This is a genomic window from Arcobacter sp. F2176, assembly GCF_004116465.1.
GTDB classification, from domain to species: Bacteria; Campylobacterota; Campylobacteria; order Campylobacterales; family Arcobacteraceae; genus Arcobacter; species Arcobacter siniprincipis.
Genome location: NZ_PDJV01000003.1, coordinates 123,387 through 135,957, shown reverse-complemented (window position 1 = coordinate 135,957; position 12,571 = coordinate 123,387). Strand labels below are relative to the sequence as shown.

Sequence of the window (12,571 nt, the reverse complement as noted above, 5' to 3'; positions counted from 1 at the left end):
GTCTTTCTATTAAGAGTGAACTAAGTTAGTTAACTCATCACCTGATAATAAGTGGAAATTTAAGTATTTATAAATATCATCTCTTTTTTCAGGAGTGATTTTTTTAGGAACCATATCAAGGTATTCTTCTTTTGTTGGAAGTCTTCCTAAAAGTGCTGCTAATGCTGCAACTTCTGCAGAACCTAAATAAACTTTAGAATCTTTACCCAGTCTGTTATCAAAGTTTCTAGTAGATGTACTAAATACAACTGCACCTTGACCAACATTTGCTTGGTTACCCATACATAATGAACATCCTGGTATTTCAAGTCTAGCACCAGCTGCTCCAAAGATTGAGTAATAACCCTCTTCAGTTAATTGTTGTTGATCCATTTTTGTTGGTGGTGCAACCCAAAGTTTTGCAGGAACTGGACCTTCACCTTTAAGTACTTCACCTAAAGCTCTAAATAATCCAATATTTGTCATACAAGAACCAACAAATACTTCATCAATTTTTTCAGTTGGTCTTTTTGGATCAGCTAAAATGTTTGTTAAAGTATCAACATCATCTGGATCATTAGGACAAGCTAATAATGGCTCAGTGATTTCATTTAAATTGATTTCAATAGTTGCTAAATACTCTGCATCTTCATCTGGAGTGATTAATTCAGGATTAGCAATCCATTCTTTCATTTTATCAGCTCTTCTTTGTAAAGTTCTAGCATCTTGGTAACCCTCTTCAATCATTTTTTCAATTAAAGCAATATTTGAAGATAAGTACTCAATAATTGGTTCTTTATCCAATTGAATAGAACAAGCTGCTGCACTTCTTTCTGCTGCTGCATCTGAAAGTTCAAATGCTTGCTCAACTTTAAGTTGTGGAAGACCAGAAATTTCGATTACATTACCTGCAAAAATATTTTTCTTACCTTTTTTCTCAACTGTTAATAAACCATCTTTAATAGCTTGGTAAGGGATAGCATTAACTAAATCTCTTAATGTAATTCCTGGTTGTAATTCACCAGTAAATTTAACATGTACAGATTCAGGCATAGTTAAAGGCATCATACCAGTAACCCCTGCAAATGCAACAAGACCAGAACCAGCTGGGAATGAAATACCAATTGGGAATCTTGTATGAGAATCTCCACCAGTACCAACTGTATCTGGTAAACATAATCTATTTAACCAAGAGTGAATAACACCATCACCTGGTCTTAAAGTAACACCCGCTCTTGAAGTAATAAATTCAGGAAGTGTATGTTGTAAATTAATGTCTGATGGTTTTGGATAAGCAGCAGTATGACAGAATGATTGCATAACCATATCAGCACCAAAAGATAGTGCAGCAAGTTCTTTAATCTCATCTCTTGTCATAGGTCCTGTAGTATCTTGTGATCCAACAGTTGTACAAATTGGCTCAACATACATACCAGGTTTAACACCTTCCATACCACACGCTCTTCCTACCATTTTTTGAGCTTGAGTATAACCATTAGTTGAAGCTGCTGGTTGAGATGCAGTAATGAATAAATCAGAAGCTTCTAAACCTAAAGCTTCTCTAGCTTTTGCAGTTAATCCTTTACCAATAATTAATGGAATTCTTCCACCTGCTCTCATTTCATCTGTTAATGTATTTGGAGATAAAGTAAATTCAGAAACAACTTTTCCCTCTTTTAATATTTGTCCTGCATAAGGTTTTACAGTAATAACATCACCAGTTTCTAGGGCATCTACATCTGCTTGAATTGGTAAACATCCTGAGTCTTCTGCTGTATTGAAGAAAATAGGAGCGATAATAGAACCAATAACAACTCCACCTGTTCTTTTATTAGGAACACCTGGAATATCTCTACCCATATGCCATTGAACAGAGTTAATACCTGATTTTCTAGAACTTCCAGTTCCAACAACATCACCAACGTATGCTAAAGGGAAACCTTTTTCTTTAAGTTCAACCATTTTTTCTAATGGTTTTTCCATTCTTGATTGTAACATTGCAGTTGCATGTAATGGAATATCAGCTCTTGTAAATGCTACAGTTGCAGGAGATAAATCATCTGTATTTGTTTCACCAGGAATTTTATAAACTGTTAAAGTAATTTCTTCTTCTAATGCTGGTTTGTTTGTAAACCATTCACCATTTGCCCAAGATTCAATAATCTCTTTAGCATAATTGTTTCCAGCATCTGCTAAATCTTTTACATCATTGAATGAATCATATACTAAAATTGTATTTTTTAATTGTTTTGCTGCATCTGCTGCAGTTTCTTCTACTTTTAATGCATCAACTAATGGAAGGACATTAAACCCACCCATCATTGTCCCTAAAATTTCAATTGCTTCAATCTTAGAAATAACAGAACAGGTAACATTCCCTTGCACTACATCATTTAAAAATGCAGCCTTTACATATGCAGCATCATCTACACCTGGGTTAATTTTATTTTTAAACATATCTAATGCGTAATCTGAATCTTCTACAGTATTTGCTTTTAATAGTTCAACCAATTGTGCCGTTTGATCAGCAGTCAATGCCAATGGAGGAAGACCACCTTCATTAAGTCTCTCTTGCGTATGTGCTTTATAATCAGCGATTAAACTCATATATCTCTCCTAATTAATTTGTAATTGATTATAGCATATACCCAAGCGTATTAATGTACAATTCTTGATATGAATTGTACAAGTTTAATTTGTGTATATATAAGTTACAAAAAAAACTTTCATCTAGCTTAAAATACTCTACATAGGCCTTTTGTCAATATTTTTACTTTTATTTCTTAGTGATTTTTTTCTATTGATTTTTTGCCATTTGTCTATGTTTTGTGCTTTCATTCTTATATTGTACAATTTTTGTACAATATAAACTTAATTTTTGATTTTAAGTATAAATGTTATATTCTTCTTAAATATAATTATTAATTAGAACATTTCTGTTATTTTTTTGTTATAATGATACAATATTGTTATATTAGTTAAGGATTATGACATGAATTCATATAGATTTTCTACTTACAATGAAATGTTTGACTATCTAACAACTACTTATGATAATCCTACTTTATTAAACTTCATAAATGCAAATAATAAATATGAATCAATATCAGCATTACAATTCAAAGAAAAAGTGATTTGCTTATGTGCTGCTTTACAAAACTTGGGTATAAAAAAAGGCACAATGGTTGCTGTTTTTGCAAAGTCTTCTCCTTTTTGGTTGATATTTGATTTTGCACTTCAACAACTAGGAGCAATATCTGTTCCCATATTTGCCAACATCTCAACAAAAAATCTAAACTTTGAACTTAAAGATTCAAAATGTAAATATATCTTTATAGATGATATAAATAGAATAAATGACATAAAAGAAGAGATTATTTTCATCACCCATAATTTTTGTATAAAAGAGAAAAACTATTACAATTTAGATGAAATAATAGTTATGGGAAAAGAGATTTGCAATAGACTTGAATATGTAGAGCATAAACCAAAAGAAGATGATATTTTTTCTATTGTTTATACAAGTGGAAATACAGGTAATCCAAAGGGTGTTATTTTAAGCCATAAAAATATTATCTCCCAAGTAAAAGATATAAATGAATTAATTCAATTAGATAAAAAAGAAGTCATCTTATCTATACTTCCCCTTGCTCATATTTTTGAAAGAGCTGTTATGAGTTACTATATCTCAAGGGGTGTTTCTATTTACTTTATAGATGATATTACAAACGTAGCAACTTTGATGAAAACTGTCCGTCCAACAATGATGACTGTAGTACCAAGACTTTTAGAGAAAATATATTACAAAATAAAAACAAATATATCTGACAAACCATTTTTTAGTAAACTAATTGCTTCTTTTGCCTTTCACTATGCACTAAAAGAGAATATAAATAAAGACTCAATCTTATTTAAATTTTTTGATAAACTTGTTTATTCTAAATTTAGAGAAATATTTGGTGGAAGAATCAAGTGGCTAGTTTCAGGAGGTGCTCCTTTAGAAAAAAATATTTATCAATTTTTCTTAAATATTGGAGTTCCACTATATCAAGGATATGGTATGACTGAGTTTTCCCCAGTAATCTCTACAAATTATCCTGGGGCAAATCGTGTGGGTACTTCTGGTAAAGCAATGCCAACCGCAGAAGTTAAGATTGAAAATGAGGAACTTCTAGTAAAAGGTCCTTCTTTGATGAAAGGATATTTAAATAATGAAGAACTAACTAAAAAAACTATTGATGAAAAGGGTTGGCTTCATACAGGAGATGTTGCTTCAATTGATGAAGATGGATATATTTATATTCAAAGTAGAAAAAAAGATATATTTAAAACCTCTACAGGAGAGTATGTAAATGCAATTCCAATTGAACAAGAACTTTCTAAAAATAAATATATAGAGTTTGCAGTTTTAATATCAAGCAATAGAAAATATACTACAGCCTTACTTTTTGTTGACCATGAACGATATACTCAACATGGAAAATCAAGTAACTTAACTATAGAGGAGTATTTTAAACAAAGTAGAATTCAAAAATCTATACAAAACCATATAGATAGATTAAACAAAAAAGTAAATAAATGGGAAATGATTATAAAATATAAACTAATAACAAAACAAGCCACAATAGAAGGTGGAGAGTTAACCCCTTCTATGAAAGTTTGTAGAGAAGCAATTGAAAATAAATATAAAGAAGAAATTCAAAGTATGTATTAGGAGCTTAAAATGCGTGAAAGAATAGCGATAATTGATGGATTAAGAAGCCCAGTAGCAAAAGCAAATGGGAAATTAAATAATGTAAGTGCTGATAGCTTAGGTGCAATTATTGCAAAAGAGTTAGTTCTTAGAAATAATATACCCTATGATGATTTTGATGAAGTTATTATTGGAAATGTTGCCCAACCAGCAAATGCAGCAAATATAGCAAGAGTTTTAGCTATGAGAGCTGGTTTTCCTAAAAAAACTATTGCATATACTGTTCATAGAAATTGTGCTTCAGGTATGCAAGCCCTATCAAGCTCAATTGAAAAAATATATACAAATCAAGGGGAAATATATCTGGCAGGTGGAGTTGAATCTATGAGCAATATTCCCCTATTCTTTTCAAACCAATTTAAAGATTTTATGACAAAATTTACCTATGCAAAAAGTGCAAGTGAAAAACTAAAACTACTTACAAGTTTTCGGCTTAGTTTTTTAAAACCCACTATTGGATTAATTTCTGGATTAACAGACCCTATTTCTGGGAAAATCATGGGAATTACTGCTGAAAATCTTGCAAATGAGTTTAAAATAAGTCGCCAAGCCCAAGATGAATATTCATTACAATCACACTTAAAAGCACAAAAAGCAATAGAAAGTGGAATTTTAAAAGATGAAATACACCCTATTATGACAAAAGATTCTTCAATCATGGATGATGATGGAATTAGATTTAATCAAAATATCGATGCTTTAAAAAAACTTCGTCCTATTTTTGATAGAACAAGTGGAACTGTAACAGCTGGAAACTCATCTCAAGTTTCAGATGGTGCTTGTATGATGATATTATGCTCTGAATCAAAAGCAAAAGAGTTGGGTCTTGAGCCAATAGGTTTTATAAAAGATTATGCTTATGCTGGTCTTGATGCCAATAGAATGGGCTTGGGTCCAGTTTTTGCCACAAAAAAACTATTTGATAAAACAGGTGTCAGTCTAAAAGATATAGATTTAATAGAACTAAATGAAGCTTTTGCCGCGCAAGTTATTGCAAACCTTGAAGCTTTTAAATCAAAAAGTTTTTGTAAAAAAGAGTTTAACTCTGAGCCTCTTGGTGAAATAAATGAAGAGATATTAAATGTAAATGGAGGAGCAATTGCCATTGGTCATCCAGTTGGTATGAGTGGAGCTAGAATTGTGCTTCACACAATAAAAGAACTTAAAAGAAAAGGCCTAAAAACTGGTCTTGCTACACTTTGTGTTGGTGGTGGGCAAGGTGCAAGTTTTTTAGTGGAGGTATAAAATGAATAATTTAAATTTAGAAATAAATAATGATATTGCAACACTAACCTTTGATTTAAAAAACACAAAGGCAAATAAACTATCTTTTGAAGTATTAAGTGAACTAGACAATGCCTTAGATGAGATAAAACAAAATAGTAAAATAAAAGTTCTTGTTATTGATAGTGCAAAACCTACTATCTTTATTGCAGGTGCTGATATTAAAGAGATAGAGGCTATGAGCACAGAAGAAGAAGTTTATGAGCAAATCACAAAAGGTGATAATATCTTAACTAAACTAGAAGCCTTAAGTATACCAACAATAGCATATATTAATGGAGCTTGTATGGGTGGAGGTTTAGAACTTGCTTTATGTTGTAAATATAGAGTTGCTACTACAAATGAAAAAACAAAATTAGCCTTTCCTGAGATAAAACTTGGATTTTTTCCAGGTCTTGGGGGAACACAAAGAGCTCCAAAACTTGTAGGGCTTATAACTGCCCTTGAGATGATTTTAACGGGTAAAAACCATGATGCTAAAAAAGCATTAAAAATGGGTCTTGTGGATGAAATATTTGATAATGGACAAAAAGAGTTTAAGTTAAAAGAGTTTATTACAAAAGTTCTTGAAAACAAAGTTCAAAGGAAAAAACTACCTTTTGTAAATAATCTTATGGAAAAATTTTCTTTCACAAGGGCATACATTTACAAAAAATCATTACAAGGAATAGAGAAAAAAGTAAATAGAGATTTTAAAGCACCTTATACTGCTTTAGAAGTTATACAAAATACTTTTACTGAAAGCTTTGAAAAAGGCATTGACATAGAAGCAAGAGCTTTTTCACAACTAGCAGCAACAAAAGAATCTAAGTATATGATAGAGTTATTTTTCATGTTTGAAAAACTAAATAAGAACTTCGAAAAAACACCAACTCCAATTTCAAATGTTGCGGTACTTGGAAATGGGGTAATGGGTAAAGGAATTATTTGGTTATTTTCAAAATTTCTAAATGAAGTAAGAATCAAAATAAGAAAAATAGAACAAGCCAATGACATCATAAGAGATGTTGCAAAACTATATGATAGTTCTATAAAAAGAAGAAATATGAGTCAAAATCAAGTTGATTTTAAATTAAATAAAGTCTCTTATACTGATAAATTTAATGGATTAGGTCAAACTCAACTAGCATTAGAAGCTATTATTGAAGATGAAAATGCAAAAAAAGAGGCTTTTAAAGAGTTGGAAGAAATTCTTGATAAAGAAGCAATTATTGCAACAAATACTTCCTCTATCTCCATAGAAAAACTTGGAAGTGAACTAAAAAATAAGAAAAACTTTTTAGGAATACATTTTTTTAATCCTGTAAATATGATGCCACTTGTTGAAGTTATCCCTTCATCACACACTTCTAAAAAGACTATAAATAGAGTAATAGAGTTATTAACTACTTGCGGGAAAACACCCATAGTAGTTGGAGATTGTGCAGGTTTTATCGTCAATCGTATTTTACTTCCATATATCAATGAAGCTGCTTTTATACTTGAAGAGGGGTCAGATATTAAAACCATAGATAAAATTTTAAAAGATTTTGGTTTACCTATGGGACCTTTTATTTTAGCAGATACTGTTGGTATTGATATAGGTTTTAAAGTAGCAACAATATTGCAAGAATCATATGGTTCACGTATGACTGTAGCTCCTATAGTTACAAAAGTGTATAAAGACTTAAAGTTATTAGGTAAAAAAGACAAAAAAGGTTTTTATCTTCATAACACAAAAAACTTAGAGATAAATGAAGAAATTACAAAACTACTTCCAACAAATAGAAAAGAATTTACCCAAAAAGAGATAATTGAACGATGTATGTTTATTATGGTAAATGAAGCCTCAAGATGTTTGGAAGAAGGTATTGTAAATGACCCAAAAATTATAGATTTTGCTATGATTACAGGTACAGGTTTTCCTCCATATAAAGGTGGGATTTGTGCCTATGCAAATGACATGGGAATTTCATATGTTGTAGATGAACTAAAAAAATATGAAAAAGTTTTTGGGGAAAGATTTAAACCAAGTTTATTATTAGAAAAATTAGATAAAGAGAATAAAGATTTTAAAACAGGGGAAGAATTATGGAAGCATTAGCATTTGTACTTATACTTATTATTTTTGGATATTTTTCATATCCATTGATTTTATGGTTTGGTTTTATTGGTGTATATTCACTAATATTTTTTGATACAAATATTTTATTTTGGGTTATATTTGCCATTTTAGCAGTAACCTTTATAATACAAAAAAATAGAATAAAGATTATTACTTCTCCTTTAGTTAAGTTTATTATGAAAAAAGGATTATTACCAAAAATATCTGCTACAGAAGAAGCAGCCCTTCAAGCTGGAACAAATTGGGTTGAATCTGATTATTTTAAAGCAGATATAAACTTCAAAAGAATAAAAGAAGAGTATGTTACAAAACTTACAAAAGAAGAGCAAGATTTTATAAATAATGAAGTAAATGAACTATGTTCTATGACTACAGATTGGGAAATATTTCAAAATAGGGATTTAAGTCCTGAGGTTTGGAAATTTATAAAAGATAAAAAATTCTTTGGAATGATTATTCCAAAAGAGTATGGTGGTTTAGGTTTTTCTGCAACTGCCCATTCACATGTAATAGAAAAACTTGTTACAAGATCACAAGTATTAGCTATTACTATTATGGTGCCAAACTCTCTTGGACCTGCTGAGTTGATTTTAAAATATGGAACACAAGTACAAAAAGATAAATATCTTGATGACTTAGCAAATGGTAGACAAGTTCCTTGTTTTGGACTAACTGAACCAAATGCAGGGAGTGATGCTACTTCAATTACTTCAAGTGGTGTTATATTTAAAGATGAAGATAAAAAAATAAAAATTAAACTAAATTTTGAAAAAAGATATATAACTTTAGGAAATATTGCAACTCTTATCGGTATTGCTTTTCAACTACACGACCCAGAACAAATATTAGGTGAGAAAAAAGATTTAGGTATCACTTTTGGATTACTTGATTCTAAATTAAAAGGAATAGATAATTCAAGACGACATGACCCACTTGGTATTCCATTTGTAAACTCTCCTTTATTTGGCAAAGATGTAGTTATTGAAATAGATGATATTATAGGAGGAATTGACGGTATTGGACTTGGTTGGCAAATGCTTGTTGAGTCACTATCTATTGGAAGAGGAATATCACTTCCAAGTGTTTCTTTAGGAGGAAGTAAACTTGCTTTAAAAGTAGTATCTTCATATTCACAAATTAGAGAACAATTTGGACTTAGTATTGATAGATTTGAAGGTGTTGAAGAAAAAATTGCAAAAATTGCAGCCTTTACTTATATGTTAAATGCTTCAAGAAACTATACCCTTGATGCAATAGATAATGGAGTAAGACCAGGGGTTATAAACTCTGTTATGAAATACCATGCAACTGAAAAATTTAGAGAAGTGATAAATGACTCTATGGATGTAGTAGGAGGAAGTGGAATTATAAGAGGTGAAAAAAACTTATTAGCCCATGCATATTTTGCTCTTCCCATTTCTATTACTGTTGAAGGTGCAAATATTCTTACTAGAAATTTGATGCAATTTGGACAAGGATTAATTAAATCACATCCTTATATTTATAAAGAGATACAAGCTTTAAATAAAAATGATGTGGAAGCTTTTGATGAAGCATTTTTTTCTCATATAAAACTTGTAGTTAAAGCTTTTACTAAAACTATTACTTGTTATTTCACAAGAGGATATTTCTTAAAAACACAAGGAAATTTTAAAAGATACAAACAAAAACTTATTTGGGCAAGTTCAGAGTTTACACTATTGAGTAATACAACTCTTGCTCTTTTAGGACCAGCTCTTAAAAAAAGAGAAAACATCTCTGCTAGATTTGGAGATATGCTTTCATATATGTATTTAATAACTGCAACCCTTAGGGAGTTTGATAATAATCCTAAAGAAGAAGATAAAGATTTAGTAAATTATATATGTAACTATGCCTTTGAAGAGATTCAAAAAGCAAAAGAGAATATCTTATATAATCTTCCTATGTTAAAAGTTTTCTTACCATTAGTAAGGTTAAATCCATTAAGTGTAAAAGCACCAGATAAATTAAATGAAAAGATTGTAAATAACTTAAAAAATGAAGCATATCTAAAAGAACTAACTTCAAGTGTATTTGTATCAAGTGATGCAAAAGATAGGTTAAATATCCTAGAAAAAGCGATTGAATTAAACAATGAAACAAAACCAGCTTTTATAAAAATAAAATTGGCTATTAAAAATGGTGATATAAAAAAAGACTCTTTAGAAAATATGTTTGAAGAAGCCTTAGAAAAAGGAATTGTTGATAAAAATGAGTTAGCACAATTAAAAAAAGCAAATAAACTAAAACAATCAATCATAGAAGTTGACTCGTATAAAGCAAGAACATACAAAACAATGAGATAAAAAGATGAAAAAAGATTTGCTTATAAATTCAAGTGGTATTTTGCTAAATATTTTAGAAAAAATATTTGATGCAAATATAGAGGTCAAAGGCATAGAAAATATTCCAAAAGATAATCCTAAAATATTTGTGGCAAATCATTTTACAAGAATGGAAGCTTTACTTGTGCCTTATGCTTTATATGAACTTACAAATAAAAAAGTAGGTGTTATTGCTGATGATAGTTTATTTCACACTTATTTTGGAGATTTTTTAGAAGATATTGGAGCAATGCCAAAATCATCGCCTTTTAGAAATAATACTATTATTGGTGATTTAATTACAGGATGTAAAGATTGGTTGATTTTTCCAGAAGGATTAATGGTAAAAGCTAAAGATATATCAAAACAAAAAAATCATTTCTGTGTAAAGATAAATGGAACTTGCCAAGTTGTACATACTGGTTCTGCTTTTTTTGCATTAAATTCCCAATTATTAAGAAATGATTATTTTAATAAAAAAATCAAAAATTTCAAGAAATTTCAACACAAATATTTCATAAATGAATGTAAAGATATAAAAGAACAAGAGACAATGATTGTACCTATTAATATCTCTTATTCAAATCTTCGCACTGGAAAAAACTTTTTACTTGATATGGTTTCCAAATTTATGGATAATATTGGAGAACACTTTTTAGAAGAGTTAGAAATAGAATCAAATATTGTTTTAAATTCTAAAATCACAATTCAAATTCTAAAACCAATTAGCACCCAAGATATTTTGAAAGATATTTATAAAAAAGAGAAGAATCACAATAATATAATAAATAAATATAGATATGAGTTAACACATCGTTTTATGGATAATATTTATAAAAATTTAAATATAAATTTTGACCATATATTTGTACTTATTATTTTTTTATATCCTAAAAAATCAATCAATAAAAACCATTTAAAAAGAATGATTTACCTTCTATGGAATCAACTTAAAGAAAACTTATTTTCTTATAATATTGAACAAGAAAGTAATATTATAAACCTCATTTCCTATGAAGAGTTTCTTCCCTTTGAAAATATTTTAAAAATTGCTCTAAAAGACAACATAATTTTAGAGGACAAAGTTAACTATTTTTTAAATAAAGATGCTCTTTTAAATAGTTATACTCACCATACAATTCGTCTTAAAAATATACTTCATGTAATTTTAAATGAAGTACTAATAATAGATAAACTAAATATTTTAGCAAAAAACTTAGTTTTAAAAGAAAAAGAAGAGATAGATAGACTGCTTCTTTCTACTTTAGAGAAAGAAGAACATGATGAATTTGAATCTGATTATGAAAAGTTTAAAGATTTTCCTAATATAAAAGATAAAGAAATAGGAAGACCAAGATATTATAATCATGCTGTTTCAGATGTTTGTATTATAACTTTACATGGTTTTTCCTCATCTCCAAAAGAAGTAGAACAATTAAGCAAGTTTATTAGAAGTAAAGAGATAAACGTCTACTCTCCAAGATTAAAAGGGCATGGAACTGTTCCAGAAGATTTGCAAAATACTACATGGAAAGATTGGTATTTATCCCTTTCAAGGGCAATTATAATTGCTACATTAAAACACAAAAGAATTATTATTATTGGATTTTCAACAGGAGGACTTCTTTCTCTTCTTAGTACAAAAAAATGTTATATGGAATTTGCTGGAATTATTTGTATAAATACAGCTTTACATTTAAATGATATACGAGTTAAAACTCTACTTCCAGCGGTCTCTTTTTGGAATGATTTAGTAAATAGTGTACATGCGAATAGTTATGCAAAAGAGTATATAGATAATCACGCTGAAAATCCAGATATAAATTATGATAAATTTTATATCAAAGCCATAGAACAATTAAGTAAATTAATGGTAAAAACAAGAGAAAATCTTAAAAATATACAAAGCCCTATTTTAATAATTCAAGGAAAAAATGATCCAGTTGTAAATCCAGCATCTGCTTATGAGATATTTGAAAAAATAAAATCCAAAGAAAAAGATTTGGTTATTTTAGAGCGAAAAAATCATGTTATTATTAAAGGCGATAATACAAAAGAGTTATATGATGAGATTTATAAATTTATAAAAAAAATAGAAGAGTAATA

6 protein-coding genes are annotated in these 12,571 nt (G+C 29.2%); 5 read left to right on the top strand and 1 reads right to left on the bottom strand.

The genetic code is table 11. The features are described 5' to 3' along the window. Nucleotides 1-9: 9 nt before the first annotated feature. Complete coding sequence (locus CRU95_RS03830; protein WP_129099832.1) at nt 10-2,586, bottom strand: bifunctional aconitate hydratase 2/2-methylisocitrate dehydratase; 2,577 nt, start codon at nt 2,584-2,586, stop codon at nt 10-12. Nucleotides 2,587-2,971: 385 nt separating this feature from the next. Between CRU95_RS03830 and CRU95_RS03825 the strand changes: the two genes are divergently transcribed. From CRU95_RS03825 to CRU95_RS03805, 5 genes are read left to right on the top strand one after another with little or no spacing between them, the layout of a single operon-like run. Further along, nucleotides 2,972-4,693: a long-chain fatty acid--CoA ligase gene (locus CRU95_RS03825; protein ID WP_129099831.1), complete on the top strand. Its 1,722-nt coding sequence runs from the start codon at nt 2,972-2,974 to the stop codon at nt 4,691-4,693. Between the two features lie 9 nt (nt 4,694-4,702). Beyond that, nucleotides 4,703-5,977 carry a thiolase family protein gene (locus CRU95_RS03820; RefSeq protein ID WP_129099830.1) on the top strand — a complete coding sequence of 425 codons (1,275 nt, stop codon included), beginning with the start codon at nt 4,703-4,705 and terminating at the stop codon, nt 5,975-5,977. A 1-nt stretch (nt 5,978) separates the two neighbouring features. Further along, on the top strand, nt 5,979-8,099 hold the full coding sequence (locus tag CRU95_RS03815) for a 3-hydroxyacyl-CoA dehydrogenase NAD-binding domain-containing protein (protein ID WP_129099829.1): 2,121 nt from the start codon (nt 5,979-5,981) through the stop codon (nt 8,097-8,099). Then, nucleotides 8,087-10,447 (top strand): acyl-CoA dehydrogenase, encoded by a 2,361-nt coding sequence (locus CRU95_RS03810; RefSeq protein WP_129099828.1) that lies wholly within the window; start codon nt 8,087-8,089, stop codon nt 10,445-10,447. Before CRU95_RS03815 ends, CRU95_RS03810 begins: the two co-directional genes overlap by 13 nt. Before the next feature lie 4 nt (nt 10,448-10,451). Further along, nucleotides 10,452-12,569 carry an alpha/beta fold hydrolase gene (locus tag CRU95_RS03805; RefSeq protein WP_129099827.1) on the top strand — a complete coding sequence of 706 codons (2,118 nt, stop codon included), beginning with the start codon at nt 10,452-10,454 and terminating at the stop codon, nt 12,567-12,569. Nucleotides 12,570-12,571 lie beyond the last annotated feature (2 nt).

What these genes read in the sequence shown, in the direction of transcription:
- CRU95_RS03830 (WP_129099832.1), bottom strand. Translation starts at nt 2,586, where the DNA reads ATGAGTTTAATCGCTGATTATAAAGCACATACGCAAGAGAGACTTAAT.
- CRU95_RS03825 (WP_129099831.1), top strand. Translation starts at nt 2,972, where the DNA reads ATGAATTCATATAGATTTTCTACTTACAATGAAATGTTTGACTATCTA.
- CRU95_RS03820 (WP_129099830.1), top strand. Translation starts at nt 4,703, where the DNA reads ATGCGTGAAAGAATAGCGATAATTGATGGATTAAGAAGCCCAGTAGCA.
- CRU95_RS03815 (WP_129099829.1), top strand. Translation starts at nt 5,979, where the DNA reads ATGAATAATTTAAATTTAGAAATAAATAATGATATTGCAACACTAACC.
- CRU95_RS03810 (WP_129099828.1), top strand. Translation starts at nt 8,087, where the DNA reads ATGGAAGCATTAGCATTTGTACTTATACTTATTATTTTTGGATATTTT.
- CRU95_RS03805 (WP_129099827.1), top strand. Translation starts at nt 10,452, where the DNA reads ATGAAAAAAGATTTGCTTATAAATTCAAGTGGTATTTTGCTAAATATT.